The 19,388-nt window shown below is 41.6% G+C and carries 16 protein-coding genes; 11 read left to right on the forward strand and 5 right to left on the reverse strand.

The window, feature by feature from the left end:
- Positions 1-6 precede the first annotated feature (6 nt).
- Entirely contained in the window at positions 7-495 is a 489-nt protein-coding gene (locus LDL79_RS06180) for a GNAT family N-acetyltransferase (protein ID WP_225599563.1), read from the reverse strand.
- A 183-nt stretch (positions 496-678) separates the two neighbouring features.
- On the reverse strand, positions 679-1,104 hold the full coding sequence (locus LDL79_RS06185) for a tellurite resistance TerB family protein (protein WP_072980591.1): 426 nt from the start codon (positions 1,102-1,104) through the stop codon (positions 679-681).
- Positions 1,105-1,328: 224 nt separating this feature from the next.
- Here LDL79_RS06185 and LDL79_RS06190 point away from each other — a divergent pair, with 224 nt between their 5' ends.
- The 7 genes from LDL79_RS06190 to LDL79_RS06220 all read left to right on the forward strand — a co-directional run bounded on the left by LDL79_RS06190 (position 1,329) and on the right by LDL79_RS06220 (position 9,109).
- Complete coding sequence (locus tag LDL79_RS06190) at positions 1,329-2,342, forward strand: ligase-associated DNA damage response exonuclease (protein ID WP_225599937.1); 1,014 nt, start codon at positions 1,329-1,331, stop codon at positions 2,340-2,342.
- Positions 2,339-3,949, forward strand: coding sequence for an ATP-dependent DNA ligase (locus LDL79_RS06195; protein ID WP_225599564.1), 1,611 nt, complete (start codon positions 2,339-2,341; stop codon positions 3,947-3,949). Before LDL79_RS06190 ends, LDL79_RS06195 begins: the two co-directional genes overlap by 4 nt.
- A gap of 109 nt (positions 3,950-4,058) precedes the next feature.
- Entirely contained in the window at positions 4,059-4,421 is a 363-nt protein-coding gene (locus LDL79_RS06200; RefSeq protein WP_225599565.1) for an endonuclease domain-containing protein, read from the forward strand.
- A gap of 131 nt (positions 4,422-4,552) precedes the next feature.
- The gene (locus LDL79_RS06205; RefSeq protein ID WP_225599566.1) at positions 4,553-7,021 is read left to right on the forward strand and encodes a ligase-associated DNA damage response DEXH box helicase; all 2,469 of its coding nucleotides are present in this window, start codon (positions 4,553-4,555) and stop codon (positions 7,019-7,021) included.
- A 147-nt stretch (positions 7,022-7,168) separates the two neighbouring features.
- Complete coding sequence (locus LDL79_RS06210) at positions 7,169-7,576, forward strand: VOC family protein (protein WP_072981738.1); 408 nt, start codon at positions 7,169-7,171, stop codon at positions 7,574-7,576.
- A 103-nt stretch (positions 7,577-7,679) separates the two neighbouring features.
- Positions 7,680-8,315: a ligase-associated DNA damage response endonuclease PdeM gene (pdeM, locus tag LDL79_RS06215; RefSeq protein ID WP_225599567.1), complete on the forward strand. Its 636-nt coding sequence runs from the start codon at positions 7,680-7,682 to the stop codon at positions 8,313-8,315.
- Positions 8,312-9,109, forward strand: a complete 798-nt coding sequence (locus LDL79_RS06220; RefSeq protein ID WP_225599568.1) for a tryptophan-rich sensory protein — start codon at positions 8,312-8,314, stop codon at positions 9,107-9,109. The genes pdeM and LDL79_RS06220 overlap by 4 nt, the downstream gene beginning before the upstream one ends.
- Here the strand turns inward: LDL79_RS06220 and LDL79_RS06225 are convergent.
- Positions 9,106-10,458, reverse strand: a complete 1,353-nt coding sequence (locus LDL79_RS06225; RefSeq protein WP_225599569.1) for a dihydrolipoyl dehydrogenase family protein — start codon at positions 10,456-10,458, stop codon at positions 9,106-9,108. The genes LDL79_RS06220 and LDL79_RS06225 overlap by 4 nt on opposite strands.
- Before the next feature lie 160 nt (positions 10,459-10,618).
- Here LDL79_RS06225 and mfd point away from each other — a divergent pair, with 160 nt between their 5' ends.
- Positions 10,619-14,002, forward strand: a complete 3,384-nt coding sequence (mfd, locus tag LDL79_RS06230; protein WP_225599938.1) for a transcription-repair coupling factor — start codon at positions 10,619-10,621, stop codon at positions 14,000-14,002.
- Positions 14,003-14,205: 203 nt separating this feature from the next.
- Positions 14,206-15,033 (forward strand): helix-turn-helix domain-containing protein, encoded by an 828-nt coding sequence (locus LDL79_RS06235; protein ID WP_225599570.1) that lies wholly within the window; start codon positions 14,206-14,208, stop codon positions 15,031-15,033.
- A 373-nt stretch (positions 15,034-15,406) separates the two neighbouring features.
- Here the strand turns inward: LDL79_RS06235 and LDL79_RS06240 are convergent, their stop codons facing one another.
- Both LDL79_RS06240 and LDL79_RS06245 read right to left on the reverse strand, forming a co-directional pair.
- The gene (locus LDL79_RS06240) at positions 15,407-15,763 is read right to left on the reverse strand and encodes a YraN family protein (RefSeq protein ID WP_225599571.1); all 357 of its coding nucleotides are present in this window, start codon (positions 15,761-15,763) and stop codon (positions 15,407-15,409) included.
- Positions 15,764-15,768: 5 nt separating this feature from the next.
- Complete coding sequence (locus LDL79_RS06245) at positions 15,769-16,674, reverse strand: S66 peptidase family protein (RefSeq protein ID WP_225599572.1); 906 nt, start codon at positions 16,672-16,674, stop codon at positions 15,769-15,771.
- A 222-nt stretch (positions 16,675-16,896) separates the two neighbouring features.
- On the opposite strand from LDL79_RS06245, the gene metG reads away from it, so the two are divergent.
- Positions 16,897-18,978, forward strand: a complete 2,082-nt coding sequence (gene metG / locus LDL79_RS06250; RefSeq protein ID WP_225599573.1) for a methionine--tRNA ligase — start codon at positions 16,897-16,899, stop codon at positions 18,976-18,978.
- Positions 18,979-19,071: 93 nt separating this feature from the next.
- Entirely contained in the window at positions 19,072-19,386 is a 315-nt protein-coding gene (locus LDL79_RS06255) for a GIY-YIG nuclease family protein (protein WP_225599574.1), read from the forward strand.
- Positions 19,387-19,388 lie beyond the last annotated feature (2 nt).

Raw genomic sequence — 19,388 nt, forward strand, 5'->3', positions numbered from 1 at the left:
CTGTAGTTATGCCAATCCTTTTTTGCTTAGAAATGCTTTCATTGCTTCAGTATCCATTTGCACTGTGTTCCATTCTTTCATCACGTTTGCTCCTGAAGCTTCATAAAAATCAACCGCCGAAGTATTCCAATCAAGAACCACCCATTCTACGCGTTTTAGACCCAGCTCGTACGTGTATTTGATCACTTCGGTATACAACGCCATCCCTAAACCTTCACCACGATACTGCTCGCGTACGATGAGATCTTCAAGATGTACGGTGCGTCCCTTCCAAGTAGAAAACCGATAATAAACCAGCGCAATACCAAGGATCTCCGTGTCTCGTTCTGCAACAAAGCACGTAAAATCGGCATTGTTCCCGGTACCGTACGCGATAAGATCATCTACCGTTACCTCAACAGCTTCAGGCTCTTTTTCATAAACTGCCAATTCTTTAATAAGGCGTAGTACCTGTGCCATATCATCGGCTTCGGCTTTGCGAATGGTTGCTTGCATAGTAATAGGTTTTCTAGCTAAATATACGTTTTACCCTAGAATCACGATAAAATATTTGTGCGCTGCCCAGAGAAAGTACCTTTAAAAAGCTCCTGAAAGTTTATACTTCCTTACAATTCTAAAAAATCAAAATGCCCGCTTTAGAAGGACTAAAGCGGGCATTGCAAATTATATATGTTAAATCTATTTCTTATCTAAAAGATATAGGTAATCGTCAAAGTCAATTCCACCTTGAAAAATCTGAATAGAACGCTCTATCAACTGTTTTGCACGTTCAGCGCTAAAGCCTAGGCCTATCGCATATTTTTCAATTAAAAAACGCTCGTGATCATCAATCGTATGATCTACAAAGATCATTCTGAACAAATCGTGCAAGCGCTCTAAACGCTTTTCTGAATTGTTAGGCGGATTGATAGGATATCTGCGTGCATTTTCTACAATATCAACATACTCAGTCTCGTCAATATCGAGTTTTACAGCAAAACGCTTTAAAAGTTTAATTTCTTCGGCATTCAACTCTCCGTCTACCGTAGCCATATTTGCAATTGCTGCAAAATGCCCAAGGTTACGTCTATGCTCGCCACTATCAAATAAATCTGTAAAAGACATGGTTTAATTTTTAAGTGGTCAAAGATAATTATTTAAGCCGCTTATTAAAATTTAAAATTCAGTTTATCTCTGTCCGAAACGGATAACCAAAAAACCGTCACAGCGCGCCAAAAGCCTAAGCTTTGCTAAATCCTGCTAATGTTTTCTTAATCGGTTTATGGCTTACAAGCTTACTTTATACCTTTAAAATTCAATCGTTTGAATCCTTTAAAAACTAACAAACCATTAAAGCGCCACTTCTTCAATTTAATGACAAAGGCATTTATTGCGCCGCTGCAGATGTGTATCTCGACCCCTGGAAACCGGTTGACAAAGCCATTATTTCACACGGTCACGCAGATCATAGCCGCTGGGGTCACAAGGCTTATATCACGCACCACATCAATGTGCCCATAATCAGACACAGATTGGGCGAAATCAACGTAACCGGTAAGGAATGGGGCGAAACCTTTACGATTAAAAATGTTAAATTCAGTTTGCACCCTGCGGGGCATATCATTGGCAGCTCGCAAATTCGCGTAGAACATAAAGGCGAAGTCTGGGTATTTACCGGCGATTATAAAACCGAAGATGACGGCGTCGCCACTCCGTACGAACCCATCAAATGTCACACGTTCATTACTGAATGTACCTTTGGACTTCCTGCGTTCAAATGGCGGCCGCAAAGCGAAGTGTTTAACGACATCAACACATGGTGGTCAGACAATAAGGCTGAAGGTAAAACCTCGGTGATTTTTGGATATTCTCTGGGAAAGGCACAGCGATTACTGCGGTATCTAGATACAGATATCGGTAAAATTTATACGCACGGTGCTATCGAAAATATGACGGAAGTAATACGCCCCCTCTGCCCGATGCCAGAAACCACACGCGTCACCCGCGAGACTAAAAAAGAAGAACTTCTGGGCAATATTGTAGTCGCTCCACCTAGCGCACATGGCAGTACATGGATTCGTAAAATGGTGCCTTATGTTACCGCTTCTGCTAGTGGTTGGATGACCTTTAGAGGAGCCAGAAGGCGCCGGGCGATCGATAAAGGTTTTGTCCTAAGCGATCATTGCGACTGGCAAGGTTTACTAGAAAGTATTGAAGCCACTGGTGCCGAAAAGATCATCAGCACGCACGGCTATACCGATATTTTCACACGGTATTTGCTGGAGCAAGGTTATGACGCACGCACCGAAGCGACACAATATGAAGGCGAATTAGGAGAGGAAACTGAAAAAGAACAGGAATGAGAGCATTTGCCCAACTTATTAAAAAGATAGACAGCACCAACAAAACCAACATCAAGGTTGATGCCCTAACTGAATATTTTAAAGTGGCTCCGCCGCAGGATAAAGTATGGACGATCGCGATACTTTCACACCGCAGGCCTCCCCGACCGGTAAATACAACGTTGCTGCGCACTTGGGCTTCAGAGCTTGCAAACATTCCGTTGTGGTTGTTTGAAGAAAGCTATCACATTGTTGGCGATCTCGCTGAGACGATCGCTTTGGTCATTCCTGCTTCAGAAGAAAGTACCGATAAAAGCCTCACCCAGTTTCTAGAAGAAATTATAGCCCTCAAGAAAAAACCGGAAGAAGAAAAACGAGCTTATCTGCGATCCAACTGGACCGACCTTAACTATTACGAGCGTTTTGTATTTAGCAAACTCATCACAGGTAGTTTTCGCATTGGTGTAAGTCAGAAGTTGATGACGCGTGCGCTTGCAAAGGCCACTGGCATTGACGTTGATATTTTGGCCTATAAACTTATGGGGAATTGGGATCCCAAGACCATAAGTTTTCAAGAGCTTATTTTAGAAGAAAACAAAGCAGATTACCTCAGCAAACCCTACCCGTTCTACCTCGCTTATGCAATTGAAGATGAACCTGAAGATCTGGGGGAAGTTTCTAAATGGTTTGCAGAACATAAATGGGACGGCATTCGCTCGCAAGTGATCATTCGGGACAACGAACTCTTTGTATGGAGTCGCGGTGAAGAATTGGTTACCGATAAATATCCCGAGTTTGAGGCTTTGGTCGAAGCCTTACCTAATGGAACCGTTTTAGATGGGGAAATTCTACCGTTTAAAAATGGAGTGATCGGCACCTTTAATGATTTACAAACGCGTATTGGTCGTAAAAATGTTTCCAAAGCACTGCTCAAAAAAACGCCGGTAATCCTCAAAGCTTATGACATTTTAGAATGGAAAGGCAAAGACATTCGCGATCTGGCTTTCGCCGAAAGGCGCAAAATCCTTGAAAAATTATATACCGAAGTAACAACTGAAGTGCTGCCCCTGCATCTTTCTGAAACCATGCAATTTGACAGCTGGGAAGCTGCGGCTCAAGAACGCGAACGCAGCCGCGAAGTGATGTCTGAAGGTTTAATGCTGAAGCGCAAAGATTCGCCCTATCTGGTAGGACGTAAAAAAGGAGACTGGTGGAAATGGAAGGTTGAACCCCTTACCATTGATGCTGTGCTTACCTATGCGATGCGCGGTCACGGGCGCCGCAGCAATTTATTTACTGATTATACTTTTGGACTTTGGGACGATAACAGAGAAGAACTTGTCACTTTTGCAAAAGCGTATTCCGGCCTTACTGATAAAGAATTTCGCAGTCTCGATGCATGGATCAAAAAGAACACTTTAGAGCGTTTTGGTCCTGTGCGTAGCGTGACTCCGTATCACGTTTTTGAGATTGCTTTTGAAGGCATCGCTCCTTCTAAACGTCATAAAAGTGGTGTTGCAACCCGTTTTCCAAGAATGTTGCGCTGGCGGAAGGATAAAAAAATTGAGGATGCCAATACACTTGAAGATTTAAAACAATTGATTCCCAAGCCTGAGAAATCTAAATAAGGAAACATTTGAAATTTTAACTTTAAAAGGATTAAACGCTCTCCTCCTTTTCAAGGAGGAGAATGAATTTGCCAAAGGCAAAGAAAGAGGTGGTAACAGGTTGTTTAAAATGAAAAAACAAGTACATAATTTAAAGGAACTCGAATCTCAACGAAAGTATCTAAGGTCTAATTTAACAGCGGCTGAAGCTTATTTATGGAACTATTTAAAAAAATCTCAACTTAAAGGAAGGAAATTTAGAAGACAACACAGCATATCACATTTTATCGTTGATTTTAATTGCCCTCAAGAAAAATTAATCATAGAACTTGACGGCCAACATCATTTAAGCTCTAACGCCATGGAGTACGATGAATTCCGAACAAAGAAGTTGAATGATTTAGGTTATACTGTAATTCGCTTTGAGAATAAAATGGTCTTTGACCTTTTACCAAGTGTTTTGAAAGAAATCGAGAATAATTTTAAATGCTAAATTAAATCAAGGTTATTGGCGGTAATAAAACCACCCCGTCGCGATTCAGATCGCGACACCCCTCCTAAATTTAGGAGGGGAGCCATAACAATCTGAGTCCAATTCAAAACCCATCTGCTATTCATAACGAAATGACCCACAAACAACTTCATAATCTCGCTACTTCTTGGTTCAAGGATCAAGGCTGGAAACCTTTTGCCTTTCAGGAAGAGACCTGGGATGCATTTTTGGAAGGAAAAAACGGATTGCTGAATGCGCCTACGGGTAGTGGAAAAACATACGCCTTATGGGTAGCCTTCGTATTGGATTACATCAAAAACAATCCCGATTATAAAGCCAAACACAAGCCCGGCCTTAAAGCAATTTGGATCACACCTCTTCGCGCGCTTTCTGTTGAAGTTGCCCAGGCAGCCCAACGTTTTGCTGATGGTTTGGAAACCCAACTCACGGTTGGGATTCGCACCGGCGACACACCCCAAGGCGAACGAGCGAAGCAAAAAAAGAAAATGCCAGACTTGCTGGTTACCACTCCCGAAAGTCTTCAGCTATTGCTGACTTCAAAAGGATATGACAAGGTTTTTAAGAATACGACTGCTATCGTTATTGACGAGTGGCACGAACTTTTAGGAAGCAAACGCGGTGTGCAAGTAGAGCTCGGCTTGTCCCGACTCAAAACAATCGCGCCGCAGTTGCGTATTTGGGGTGTTTCGGCAACGATAGGAAATCTCAATCAGGCACGCGAGGTGCTTCTAGGACCCGAATTTCAAGCATTTAAAAATTCCGCTTTAATCAAAGCCAATCTGGGAAAAACCTACAAAGTAGAAAGCATTATCCCGGAGACTATGGAAAAATTTCCGTGGCGAGGGCATATGGGTTTGCATCTACTTGAAGAGGTGGTTCCCATCATCAATAACAGCAAAACCACTTTGCTTTTTACCAATACCCGGGCGCAATGTGAGTTGTGGTTTCAAAAGTTGATGCATAAACATCCCGAGTTTGCCGGCGAGATGGCGATGCATCACGGCAGCATCAATAAAGAAACCCGATTGTGGGTTGAAGAAGCCATTCGCAACGAAAGCCTTAAAGCCGTGATTTGCACTTCGAGTTTAGATCTGGGCGTTGATTTTGCTCCGGTAGAAAGCATCATTCAAATTGGTGGCCCAAAAGGGGTTGCGCGCTTTTTACAACGTGCAGGGCGTAGCGGTCACCAGCCCGGTAAAGAAAGTGTGATCTACTTTTTACCCACGCACGCCATCGAGTTGATCGAAGCTTCGGCACTGGGAAAAGCGGCGATCAATCAAGTGGTAGAAGATCGTATTCCGTATTTGTTGAGCTTTGATGTATTGATTCAGTATTTGACGACTTTAGCGGTTTCAGACGGTTTTTATCCTGCGGAAATTTACCAAGAAGTCAAGCAAACCTTCTGCTTTCAGGCGATGTCAGACGAGCAATGGCGTTGGATCTTAAATTTCATCACCAAAGGCAGTCAGTCGCTGCAAGCCTATGACGAGTATAAAAAAATTGAGATCGAAGAAGACGGAAAATTCAAAGTAAACAGCAGATCGGTAGCGATGCGGCACCGTCTACAAATAGGCACCATCGTTGGCGACGCGGCACTTCAGGTTAAATATTTAAAAGGTGGGTACATCGGTACGGTTGAAGAATGGTTTATTTCTAAACTAAAACCCGGCGACGTCTTTACGTTTGCCGGAAGAAATCTCGAACTCTACCGCATCAAAGGAATGCAGGTTTTGGTCAAAAAAGCCAAAACCAAAAAACAAGCGCGTGTGGTGAGTTGGATGGGCGGTCGACTCACTTTATCTGCGCAAATGAGCGAATTGCTGCGCGAAGAGTTGTACTCAGCAAACCTTCCTTTTGAACAACAAACGCGGGAGCTGCAAGCCCTCAAAGATATTTTTGCGCGGCAACGCGTAGAATCTATCGTACCGACTGATGATCAATTTTTGATCGAAACCTTTAAAAGTCGGGAAGGCTATCACCATATTTTTTATCCGTTTGAAGGGCGTTTTGTACACGAGGCTTTGGGCAGTTTGCTCGCCTATCGCATTAGTTTGCTGTCGCCCATTACCTTCAGTATCGCTTTTAACGATTATGGTTTTGAGATTCTTTCTGATCAACAAATAGACATGCAGCAAGTGCTCGACAACGACTTGTTTACTTCGGCTTATTTATTTGAAGACTTGCAGAAAAGCTTAAACAGCACCGAAATGGCAAGGCGTAAATTCAGAGATATTGCGGTGATTAGCGGTATGGTTTTTACAGGATTTCCGGGGAAAATCATTAAAAACAAACATTTGCAAAGCAACAGTCAGTTGTTGTTTGAAGTATTCAGAGATTATGAACCGGAGAATCTTTTGTTTCAACAAGCCTATCGCGAGACTTTTGAACACCAATTGGAAGAAGGCCGTTTACGCATCGCCCTGGAGCGAATTGAACAACAAGAGATCGTAGTCAAAAACTGTAAAAAAGCAACCCCATTTTCCTTCCCGATCATTACCGATCGCCTTCGCGAAAAACTTAGCAGCGAGAAGCTTGAAGACCGCATTAAAAATATGCTCAAGTATCTCGATAAATACTAGCAGCACCCTTTCAACCTTAACAAATTTTAGTCTTTCCTTAAGCCTAAAATAACAGCTTAAATCCTGTAAACACTAGTCCTTTCCCGTATCTTTAATACAAAGAAAACTAATCCTTTCCGCTTCGCGGAAAACCAAAAAAATAAAGTTATGAAAAGTGTACAACCGTATTTAACCTTTAGAGGAAATTGTCAGGAAGCCTTAAATTTTTATCAGAATTGCTTTGGTGGTCAGATCAAAAATAAAGATACCTATGAAGGCAAAGAAATTGATATTCCCGGAGATTATCGCAACAAATTGCAGCACGCCGAATTAGAAGGAAAAGGGATTCATATTATGGCGTATGACGCGGCGCCAGACACGCCACTTACTGAAGGAAATCAGGTTCAATTAAGCGTGGATTTAGAAAGTAAGGAAGAAACCGACGAATTATTTGAAAAACTTTCTGCCGGCGGACAAGTTGTAACTCAATTGCAAGAAACCAGTTGGAATGCATACTACGGAAGATTGCGCGATCAATTTGGCGTAACTTGGATGCTCAATTATCAAATGAATTAAGATATTTCATCACAGAACGACTAGAAAAATCTGCTCATCACGAGCAGATTTTTTGTTTTTATAAACAGCCATTTGATCAAGAAAACTTGAAATTTGTCAAGCAATGACGCAAGAGATCAGTATACAGAATAACACATTTACGATGCATCCTTCGGGAGGAATGCTTTGGCATGAGAAGCGCATGCTGTTGATTGCGGATGTACATCTGGGGAAGGTTTCGCATTTTAGAAAACACGGGAGCGCAGTGCCACTTAGAGCGGTTGCTGCCAATTTTGACCAGCTCACGCGCGTGGCCGATTATTATCAGGCGCAGTCTATTTGTTTTTTGGGGGATCTTTTTCACAGCAGCTTAAATACCGAATGGAAACTTTTTGAGAAATGGGTGCGATCTCGTGAAGAAACCTTGATACTTATCGCCGGGAATCACGATATCATTTCGCCTGTAAAATATGAGAATCTGAATATTGATATTTACAGCGAATTTCAATCAAATGGTTTTTTGTTGACGCATCACCCCGAGGAACGTGAAGGTTTTTTCAATTTTTGTGGACACATACATCCCGGAATTCGGTTGGGCGGAATTGGCCGACAAGTGCTAAAACTTTCGTGTTTCTTTAAGACTGAAAATCAATTGATTTTACCTGCGTTTGGTACCTTTACCGGAAACTATTATCTCGAACCTCAACCGGGAAATCAAGTTTTTGCAATAACTAAAAATGAGGTAATCCCCATTCAATGAAAAAAAAATTAGCCCTAATCAATTTGGTATCTGTGATTACCGCCGTTGTAGTCAATTATCTTTCTCAAACACAACGCTGGAACAATACGACCATTGGCGAGATGAGCGCTAAATACGATAACCTCTTCACGCCTGCCGGCTATGCTTTTGCGATTTGGGGTGTGATTTTTTTAGGACTGATAGCCTATGCCCTTTTCGGAATTAAACGCGCATTTTTCAGTAAAAAAGAAACACCGCATATTGAGCAAACCGGTTATTGGTTTGCGCTAACCAACTTTTTAAATACGGCTTGGGTGGTTGCTTTTACCTATGACTACGTCTGGCTTTCAGTTTTGATTATCATCGGGATGTTGATCTCGCTTTTAAAAATCGTTTTTAAAACCAATATGGAGCGCTGGGATGCACCTATCGAGATCATTGCTTTTGTGTGGTGGCCTGTTTGTATTTACAGCGGTTGGATTGCTGTGGCAACTATTGCAAATATTTCGGCGTTTTTGGTCAAGCTGGGATGTGCCGGAAGTCAGTTAACACAGATCATTTTTACGATGCTTTTGATTACGATCGCGGTGTACATCAACCTTTTAATGACTAATCTGCGCAATATGCGTGAATTTGCGATGGTGGGTGTCTGGGCGCTTTTTGCCATATTTAGCAGGCATAAAGACAGTTTAGAAAGTGTGGCTTATTTTGCCTTGGCGGGCTGCGTCTTACTTGTTGTTACTGCAGGATTGCACGGCTACCGCAATCGAGCAACCAATCCGTTTAATAAACTCAGGCAGCGGTTAAATTCTTAAAGCATCGATTTGATATCGTTTGCCCAACTGGGATAACTAAAAACCATTCCTTTTAAGGTGTTTACTTCAAGTTTGCTGTGCATCGCCATCATAAATAAATTGATTGTTTCTGCGGCTTCACTGCCTAGCAAATGCGCACCTAAAATCTGTCCGGTTTTCTTATCTAGTAACGTTTTGTACGCATAAAATTTTTCATTCAAGCGCTTGGCGTTATACCAATCTTCAACCGAAGCGGTTTTGACTATAAAATCATAGCCTTGCTCTTGAGCCTCTTGCTCCGTGAGTCCCACACTCGCCAATTGCGGAATGGTAAAAACTGCCGAAGGCGTTGCAGGTACATTGACTTCTGCGGTGTTTCCGTTTAAAATATTCTTAGAAACATAATAGGCTTCCTGATGCGCCACCGGAGTTAACGGCAAATTACTCGTGTCTGAAACATCTCCGCAAGCATACACTATTGGATTCGTCGTGCTTTGCATAAATGAATTTACGGCAACTCCTTTTTTTGAAAATGCCACGTTCCCTTTTTCCAGATCGAGTTCGTCTACGGCTGGGACGCGACCCGCAGTATTAAAGATCAATTCGGCTTTTAGTTCTTCTGAATTTCCGTTGTGATCTACTGTTAATCTATAGTTTTTACGCAGTTTTTCGATTGCTTTTGCTTCAGCGTTAAAAAGGAATTTAATGCCAAGTTCTTCCGATTTTTTTTGAAGTTGAAGCGCTAGATCTTCGTCAAAATTAGACAGTATACGCGCATTCACATCAACAATGGTAACATCTACCCCGCAGCGTGCAGCAATATGGGCAAATTCCATCCCGATATAACCAGCGCCTATAAAAATCATACTTTCGGGCAGTGCTTCGAGCTCAAGAAAGTCATCACTAATTAGTGCGAGCTCATCTCCGGGAATATTTAAATTCATTGGGACATTTCCTGTGGCGATCACGATTTTATCGGCGGTAACGGTTTTCCCTTCCACAGACAAAGTATTTTCATCTAGAAACTTCGGCGATTGATGATACAAGGTCATCCCTTGTTCTTTGAGCTTTTCTTCCGTAGTGAACGGTACGGCTCCGGTGAATGTCTTTTTGAATTCCATCAGATCAGACCAACTTACCTCAGGAAGCTCTTTTATTCCTTTTCCTTTTAAATTTTGGCTGCGCTCGATGATTTCGGTGAGGCCTACTAAAACCTTTTTGGGATCACAACCTCGATTGGCGCACGTTCCGCCAAATTCCCGATTGTCTGCAATCGCAACATTTAAGCCCGCTTCAACCGCGTCATAAGCCACGTGTTTGCCAGCATTACCGGTGCCAATTACAAAAAGATCGTAGTGCGCTATCGCCATAATATTGAATTTTTATAAAGATACAGGGGAGTGCGTGGGTTTTATGTTAGTGAAATTGTAAATCCCTGTTATGCGTTTGCCAAAAGAGTTTTTGTTACCAAAATGCTAAATCTCAAAAGCTGTTTTGAAACCAAGTTTTACGCAGTATCTTTGCCCACCTATGGGTAAAACCACGATCACCAAGCCTTTTTTAGAGTCTGCACAACTGCAAGAACTCGGGAACGCTATTGCCGTTTCTCAAAATAGAATCAATCTCGACGGACTCATAGGTTCGTCGCTTTCTATAACTATTGCCGAAAGTTTTAAAACTGCAGATAAGCCTTTTCTGGTTATTCTAAATGATAAGGAAGAAGCGGCGTATATTCTTAACGATCTGGAGCAATTGGTCAAAGAGGATCACGTGCTGTTTTATCCCGGAAGTTACCGCAGACCTTATCAAATTGAAGAGACTGATAACGCCAATGTTTTATTGCGTGCCGAAGTGCTTAACCGCATCAACAGTCGCAAAAAACCGGCGCTTATTGTCACGTATCCTGATGCGCTTTTTGAAAAAGTAGTCACCCGAAAGGAGCTTGATAAAAGCACGCTCAAAGTAAAAGTCAACGATAATCTTTCGCTGGATTTTGTTAACGAAATGCTCTTTGAGTATAAGTTTAAGCGTGTTGATTTTGTGACCGAACCCGGCGAATTCTCTGTACGTGGGGGAATTATAGATGTGTTTTCATTTTCACACGATCAGCCTTATCGCATTGAATTTTTTGGTGATGAGGTAGACAGCATCCGAACTTTTGATGTAGAATCACAGCTTTCTGTTGATAAGATCAACAAAATAAGCCTGATGCCTAATGTAGAAAACAAGGCGCTTCAGGAAACCCGGGAAAGCTTCTTAAAATATATCGCTGCAGATACGGTGATTTTCACTCAGGATATTGAGCAATTGGCTACACGTATCGATACCAATTTTAGCAAAGCAGAAGAAGCATTTCAGAAGTTAGACAGTGAGATCAAAAGGCATAAACCTTCAGAGTTATTTTGCGACGCTACGAGCATCAAAAAACAACTTCTGGATTTTACGCTGGTGCGGGTGAGCGAAGGCTTATCCTTACCGAGTGATAAAGCTTCCGCGAGCATCAATTTTAATCAGCAGCCGCAACCGGCATTCAACAAGCAATTCAATTTGCTTATCGAAAATCTCAACGAGAATCACGAAGCCGGTTATACCAATTATATTTGCTGCGCCAGCGAGCAACAAGCCAAACGTTTTCAGGATATTTTTAACGATGCCGAACTCAACGTAAAGCAGTACGAGACTATTATTGTCTCCCTTTACCGCGGTTTTATTGATGACGATCTAAAAATGGTGTGTTATACAGACCATCAGATCTTTGAGCGGTATCATAAGTTTAAACTGAAAGACGGCTACGCCAAAAAACAAGCGATCACACTTAAAGAATTGACCAGTCTTCAAGTGGGCGATTATATCACGCATATTGATCACGGGATCGGGAAATTTGGTGGACTCCAGAAAATTGAAGTAGAAGGAAAACGTCAAGAAGCTATAAAACTCATTTATGGCGAGCGCGATGTGCTTTACCTAAGTATTCACTCATTGCATAAAGTGACCAAATACAACGGCAAAGACGGGAAGCCGCCACAGATCTACAAACTAGGAAGCGCTGCCTGGAAAAAACTGAAACAAAAGACCAAAACCAAGGTTAAGGAAATCGCCTTTAACCTCATTAAATTATACGCCAAGCGTCGTCTTGAAAAAGGTTTTGCTTTTGGCCCGGATACCTATTTGCAAAACGAACTCGAAGCAAGTTTTATTTACGAAGACACGCCAGATCAAAGCAGCGCCACCGAAGCCGTAAAAGCCGATATGGAAAGTCCGCGCCCGATGGATCGTCTGGTTTGTGGTGATGTAGGTTTTGGTAAGACCGAAGTTGCCATCAGAGCCGCATTTAAAGCGGTGGATAATGGGAAGCAGGTTGCAGTGCTTGTGCCCACCACGATTTTGGCTTTTCAGCATCATAAAACCTTTAGTGAACGACTAAAAGATTTACCGGTCACGGTAGATTACCTGAACCGTTTCCGCACTGCGAAAGAAAAAAGAGAAACGCTTGAACGTCTTGAAAATGGTCGTCTAGATATTATCATAGGTACACACCAACTCACCAACAAAAATGTAAAGTTTAAAGACCTGGGGCTGCTGATCGTTGATGAAGAACAGAAATTTGGTGTTGCGGTAAAAGATAAACTGAAGACCATTAAGGAAAATGTTGATACGTTAACCTTAACGGCGACGCCTATCCCACGTACGCTGCAATTCAGTTTGATGGCGGCGCGTGATTTGAGTACGATCACCACACCACCGCCCAACCGCTACCCTATTGAAACACACATCATCAGACTTTCTGAAGAAACGATACGCGATGCGATCTCGTATGAAATTCAGCGTGGCGGTCAGGTATTCTTCATACACAACAGGCTACAAAATATTAAGGAAGTTGCGGGAATGATTCAGCGTCTGGTTCCTGATGCTAAAGTGGCTATCGGTCACGGGCAGATGGACGGAAAAAAGCTTGAAGAGCTGATGCTCCAATTTATGGATGGCGCTTTTGATGTTTTGGTTTCTACAACCATTATAGAAAGCGGTCTCGATGTGCCCAATGCCAACACGATTTTTATCAATAATGCCAATAATTTTGGTCTGTCTGACTTGCACCAGATGCGCGGACGTGTAGGCCGAAGCAACAAAAAAGCGTTTTGTTATTTCATCACACCGCCACTTTCGGCGATGACTGATGATGCACGCAAACGAATCACGGCTTTAGAGCAATTCTCAAGTTTGGGAAGTGGTTTCAATATTGCGATGAAAGATTTAGAAATACGCGGTGCCGGAGATTTATTAGGTGGTGAGCAAAGCGGATTTATCAACGAAATAGGCTTTGATACCTACCAGAAAATCCTCAACGAAGCGATTGAAGAGCTGAAAGAAAATGAGTTTGCAGAGCTCTATGCACACGAGAATGTTGATGACGAAAACAAAGAATACGTCAAAGACACTGTCATAGATTCTGACTTTTCATTGTTGTTCCCTGACGACTACATCAACAATATTACCGAGCGTTTAAATCTCTACACCGAATTAAACAACCTCAAAACCGAAGAAGAACTCGCAGCCTTTGAAGCACGTTTGATCGACCGTTTTGGAGAACTGCCTAAGCAAGCCGAAGACTTGTTGAACTCGGTGCGTATCAAATGGATTGCTACACATTACGGACTGGAAAAAGTGGTGATGAAAAATAAAAAACTCATCGGGTTCTTTATTGCAGATCAGCAGTCTAAATTTTATCAAAGTCCGGCGTTTTCCAGAGTGCTTCAGTTTGTACAAACCCATTCAAACAAGGTCACGCTTAAAGAGAAAAAAACCAGCAAAGGTTTACGCTTGTTGTTGACCGCTGCAGGGGTTTCTTCAGTAGAAAAAGCTTTGGATATCTTAAGACCTTTGATGCCTAAAAAGGTAGAACAGGTTTCAGAATAGGTTAAAACCAATACAGATTTATCAGAATTTCTAAAAATACCTAATTCGCCTCAACTCGCATTATACTTGAAATGTCGGGTGAATGTCGGGTAAAATGTGCGCCAAAAAATTGTTTGAAATAGGTTGCTATCTTTAGTATTGCAGGGTCTAACATTCTTGTATTTTTAGATGCGCATCACTACAAGAGCAATCTTATGTCACTCATGAAACAACCACAATTAGGGCTGAAAATTTTAGAATTACGTCAGCAAAAAGGATTTACTCAAGAAGAACTTGTAGAACAGTGTAATATTTCGGTGCGCACCATTCAGCGCATTGAAGCGGGCGAAGTTATGCCGCGTGTGTACACCGTAAAAACTATTCTCGCTGCACTGGATCGCGACCTCGACGACTTACAGGAATCTGTTTTTGAAAAGAAAGTGAAAAAGGCTTTTTTGATTGAAATCGATGAGAATAAAAAGGTGTCGTTCTTGTTCAATCAACTCCATCTCGGTTGGATTGCGGGGATTCTGAGTATGATATTATTGGTTTTTCAACTTATTGAAGAAACCACTTTTCTTGCCACCGGCGGTTATTATTTTGGCGAAGTATTCTATGTAACCATCACCATACTTGCCGCCATAGCTTTTGCACTACATATGCGCGCTTTTGTTTTGATCGGCGAATTGTTTAAAGCCAGTTTTCTAAAAACCAGTGCGCTTATCGCCATTGCGATCAACACCTTAATCGCGATCTACTCGGTCGTTGATCTTCATTTTCAATACATCAAGCTTGAAGCTTTTGCATTGATTTACAGCGTACTTTTTGGAATTGTTTTTATCTGTATGGGAATTGGGCTGTATAAAACTAATCATCTTGGCCAACTGCCCAAAGTAACCGGAATAATCACTTTAGTATTAGGATTTATGTTCTTAACCATAATTATGGTGGCCATAGCCGGTCCTGCAAGCATTCTGGTTCAAGGACTTTATATAGCGATAATTTTGAGGGCGATAGCAACCATAAAACAACAAATTACTGCGGAAGCCTAACTTTAAAAAAGAGGAATCAATCTCGAATTGATTCCTCTTTTTAAGTTTTAGAGATGTTCTTTCTGATTACATTTTGAACTACTTCTGCTACCGTATTCTCGTTTATATTTTTTGATAAACAATAGTTGCCTTTAAGCCATTCTTCTAATTTCTTAGCTCCTTTGCTCGCGTTACAAGAAGTACAACAGAGTGCAATATTATCTGCTGAGGAAAGATGAATGTCGTTAATTATATGTTCCCAAGATGGCTTGGTTTTTCTTGATACATGAGTGATTGAAAAATCAACGCCGCAATACACACACGTCTTATCACGAATTAAAACAAATTTTTCAACGTCTTACGGAATACCCCACTGATTAGCCATAATAATATTTCAGAAATAATAAAACGCATCTTCAAAATGCTCCAGCTGTTCTTGGGTTTTGTTTTTTAAGATGGCGATGACGTCAAAACGGACTTCAAGATCCAGATCGTTTGAGATGATGTATTCATTGGTGGCTTTCACAAGTAACTTGATCTTTGCCGGCGTCACAAAATCTTGTGGATCGCCAAAAAAATCAGAGTTGCGTGTTTTGACTTCAACAACGACCAACTGATCGTCTTTTAGCGCAATAATATCCAATTCAGCTTTATTGAAAAACCAATTGCGTTCTAATAATTCATAACCCTTTTTCTCGAGATAGCTCGCAGCATATTCTTCACCCCATTTCCCGAGTTCGTTATGATTCATAAGCCTTATTCTAATTGGTCAAAATAGAGTTTAGCACCACGCTCATTCACCTCAAGTGAAGCGCTTCGGCCCAAAATAAGTGCACGATTATCTTTTAAATGCCCCGCCGGAAAATCAAAACATACCGGGTAATCGTATTCAGCAACAGCATCCATAACAATTTCTTTAGCGGTTTTCCCAAAAGGTGTAGAATTGTCGTGCATACTGGTAAGTCCGCCTACTACCAAGCCGCGTATATTCCGCAGCATGCCGTTGCGTTTTAGATTGATCATCATTCTGTCTACGTGATATAAATATTCGTCCAGATCTTCAAGAAACAAAATCTTGTTGGTCGTATCTATGGCAGAGTGGCTTCCGCAAAGCGAATATAAAATAGAGATATTTCCGCCTACCAGTTCGCCTTTGGCCGTTCCTAATCGATTTAAAGAAGCGCTTTCTATATGGTAATGTACCGGTTTGCCAGACCAGGCATTCTCTAAAGTTTGTTTGGCAACCGCAGTATTTCGTGCAATTCCCACAGGCATTACTCCGTGAATGGTTTCAAAACCTAATTTATGAATTTGGGAATGCAGCACCGTCACATCGCTATACCCTATGATCCATTTGGGGTATTTAATGAATTTGTAGAAGTTGATCTCATCGATGATGCGCACCGTTCCATAACCGCCTTTTGCACACCAGATCGCATTGATTTCTTCGTCATCAAGCATCGCTTGTAAATCTGCTGCGCGCAATGCATCAGTACCACCATATTGGTTGTCTGAAGCGCCAATGGTTTTTCCCAGCACAGGTTCTAGTCCGCAAGATTTCAATAGCGCAATTCCGTTTTCGAGATCCTCGCGATCTGCTTTGCGAGCGGTGCACACGATACCAACTTTATCTCCTTCTTTTAAATAGGGCGGGGTTAACATACCAATTCTTTTTAGCCTGATGGCTTTAAATTCATTATTCCGTTTAGGGGTTTTCTAATTTTAGAAAAAGAAAACAACAGACCACTATAAGAAAAACGGGGAAAGCAGTCTTAAATTTTCTCCTTGTAAAATACCAATATACGCACTTATTAAATGAAGTGCTAGTCTGGTTTTGTTTATATGCATAAATGGTATCTTTGCCGCTGAAATTTTATTCGCATTATGAGTCCGAAACGATATACAATTACCGCCGCATTACCTTATACCAATGGGCCAATTCACATTGGGCATTTAGCCGGAGTTTATGTTCCTGCAGATATTTATGCCCGCTACCTGAGAGGTATGGGTAAGGATGTTGCTTACATCTGCGGTAGTGATGAGCACGGCGTTGCCATTAGCATCAAAGCCAAAAAAGAAGGAATCACGCCACAAGAAGTGGTAGATAAATACCACAAGATTATCAAAGATTCTTTTGAAGATTTTGGGATTTCCTTTGACAATTACTCGCGTACTTCGGCACAAGTGCATCACGATACGGCTTCAGAATTTTTCAAAACGCTTTATGCAAAAGGTGATTTTATTGAGGAAGTGACCGAGCAGCTTTTTGATGCCGAAGCCAATCAGTATTTAGCCGATCGTTTCGTAACCGGAACCTGCCCTAAATGTGGCCACGAAGAAGCTTACGGTGATCAGTGCGAAAATTGCGGATCTTCTTTAAATGCAACCGATTTAATTAATCCGAAATCAACCATTTCTGGCTCTAAACCCATTTTAAAAGAAACCAGACACTGGTTCCTACCGCTGGATCGCTATGAAGATTTTCTGAAAAAATGGATTCTTGACGGGCATAAAAGCGATTGGAAACCGAATGTTTACGGGCAATGTAAATCGTGGATCGATGAAGGTTTACGACCTCGCGCAGTAACCCGTGATCTCGATTGGGGAATTCCTGTGCCGGTAGACGGTGCCGAAGGTAAAGTGCTTTATGTATGGTTTGATGCACCCATTGGTTACATTTCTTCAACCAAAGAATGGGCTGCGCGCGAAGGCAAAAATTGGGAAGATTACTGGAAAGCAGACGATACTAAACTGGTGCACTTTATCGGGAAAGACAATATTGTTTTTCACTGTATTATTTTCCCAAGTATGCTGGAAGCCGAAGGAAGCTATATTTTACCAGACAATGTGCCGGCAAATGAGTTTTTGAACTTAGAAGGTAACAAACTTTCGACCTCAAAAAACTGGGCAGTTTGGCTTCACGAGTACCTTGAAGAGTTTCCGGGGCAGCAAGATGTATTGCGTTATACGCTTACGGCCAACGCTCCAGAAACGAAAGACAACGACTTTACTTGGGCAGATTTTCAGGCCAGAAATAACAATGAGCTTGTTGCCATTTTTGGAAACTTCATCAACCGCGTGGTGGTGTTGACTAACAAATATTATGAAGGAGCAATCCCGCAACCTTCTGAATTTAATGCTGAAGATGAACGCGTATTAGCCGAAATGAAAGCCTATCCGGCGGTGATCGCAAGTTCGATTGAACGTTACCGTTTCCGCGAAGCGCAAAACGAACTGATGAACGTTGCCCGTCTGGGAAATAAATATCTGGCAGATGCTGAGCCGTGGAAATCAGTTAAAACTGATCCTGAACGCACAAAAACGGTGATGTACATCGCGCTGCAAATCGCCGGGACTCTAGCTGTTTTGAGTGAACCGTTTTTACCACACACGGCAAAAACACTCAAGCAAATGCTCAATATAGAGAGTGAAGATCCGCTTATGCAACTTCCTGAGCCGTTGAGCTGGGAGGTTCTTGGAGAGAAAATAGATTTACTTCCTGTAGGGCACAGCATTAATAAAGCCGCGCTTTTATTTAGCAAAATAGAAGACGAGCAAATACAAAAACAACTTGACAAATTAGAAGCGACTAAAATGAGTAATCAAGCCGAAAACACTCCGGTAACCCCACAAAAAGACACGATCGAATTTGATGATTTCACCAAATTGGATTTACGTGTAGGAACCATTCTGGAAGCTGAAAAAATGGCTAAAACCAAAAAGCTTTTAATCTTAAAAGTAGATACCGGTCTTGATGTACGCACCATTGTTTCTGGTATTGCAGAAAGCTTTAAACCGGAAGATATCATTGGTAAGCAAGTAACCGTTGTGGCCAATTTGGCTCCGCGTAAATTACGTGGCGTAGAAAGCCAGGGAATGATCTTAATGACCGAAGATAAACAAGGAAAACTTGTTTTTATGAATCCTGACACCGCCGGAGTAAAGAACGGTGAAGCGGTGAGCTAATTTCTCGACTGCTTGACAGGACAAGATTTAAAATTAATAAGTACTTTATTTTGTCACATCGAGCGCAGTCGAGATGCCATCTAATACATTATTATGAAAACTTATTTTGTTTACATACTTCATTGCGCTGATGGCTCATATTATACCGGACTGACTAATAATCTTAAATTGCGACTTGAACAACATAATTCTGGGACAAACCCTGCTAGTTATACCTATAGACGTAGGCCAGTATTTTTAGCCTTTAATCAAGATTTTAGTGATGTTAATCAAGTCATTCTGTTTGAGAAAAAGATTAAAAAATGGAGTGCTAAAAAGAAGAAAGCCCTTATTGATGGGGATTTCGATCTACTGCAAATTTTAGCGGAATGTCGAAATGAAACACACCATAAGTTTAAACCTGATTAATG

It is taken from the genome of Leeuwenhoekiella palythoae (genome assembly GCF_020310025.1).
GTDB lineage: Bacteria > Bacteroidota > Bacteroidia > Flavobacteriales > Flavobacteriaceae > Leeuwenhoekiella > Leeuwenhoekiella palythoae.

Excerpts from the sequence above, each read along its gene's own strand:
- LDL79_RS06185 (WP_072980591.1), bottom strand. The coding sequence starts at position 1,104 with ATGTCTTTTACAGATTTATTTGATAGTGGCGAGCATAGACGTAACCTT.
- LDL79_RS06180 (WP_225599563.1), bottom strand. The coding sequence starts at position 495 with ATGCAAGCAACCATTCGCAAAGCCGAAGCCGATGATATGGCACAGGTA.
- metG (WP_225599573.1), top strand. The coding sequence starts at position 16,897 with ATGAGTCCGAAACGATATACAATTACCGCCGCATTACCTTATACCAAT.
- LDL79_RS06200 (WP_225599565.1), top strand. The coding sequence starts at position 4,059 with ATGAAAAAACAAGTACATAATTTAAAGGAACTCGAATCTCAACGAAAG.
- LDL79_RS06240 (WP_225599571.1), bottom strand. The coding sequence starts at position 15,763 with ATGAATCATAACGAACTCGGGAAATGGGGTGAAGAATATGCTGCGAGC.
- LDL79_RS06225 (WP_225599569.1), bottom strand. The coding sequence starts at position 10,458 with ATGGCGATAGCGCACTACGATCTTTTTGTAATTGGCACCGGTAATGCT.
- LDL79_RS06245 (WP_225599572.1), bottom strand. The coding sequence starts at position 16,674 with ATGTTAACCCCGCCCTATTTAAAAGAAGGAGATAAAGTTGGTATCGTG.
- LDL79_RS06220 (WP_225599568.1), top strand. The coding sequence starts at position 8,312 with ATGAAAAAAAAATTAGCCCTAATCAATTTGGTATCTGTGATTACCGCC.
- LDL79_RS06255 (WP_225599574.1), top strand. The coding sequence starts at position 19,072 with ATGAAAACTTATTTTGTTTACATACTTCATTGCGCTGATGGCTCATAT.
- LDL79_RS06210 (WP_072981738.1), top strand. The coding sequence starts at position 7,169 with ATGAAAAGTGTACAACCGTATTTAACCTTTAGAGGAAATTGTCAGGAA.
- LDL79_RS06235 (WP_225599570.1), top strand. The coding sequence starts at position 14,206 with ATGAAACAACCACAATTAGGGCTGAAAATTTTAGAATTACGTCAGCAA.
- LDL79_RS06205 (WP_225599566.1), top strand. The coding sequence starts at position 4,553 with ATGACCCACAAACAACTTCATAATCTCGCTACTTCTTGGTTCAAGGAT.
- mfd (WP_225599938.1), top strand. The coding sequence starts at position 10,619 with ATGGGTAAAACCACGATCACCAAGCCTTTTTTAGAGTCTGCACAACTG.
- pdeM (WP_225599567.1), top strand. The coding sequence starts at position 7,680 with ATGACGCAAGAGATCAGTATACAGAATAACACATTTACGATGCATCCT.
- LDL79_RS06195 (WP_225599564.1), top strand. The coding sequence starts at position 2,339 with ATGAGAGCATTTGCCCAACTTATTAAAAAGATAGACAGCACCAACAAA.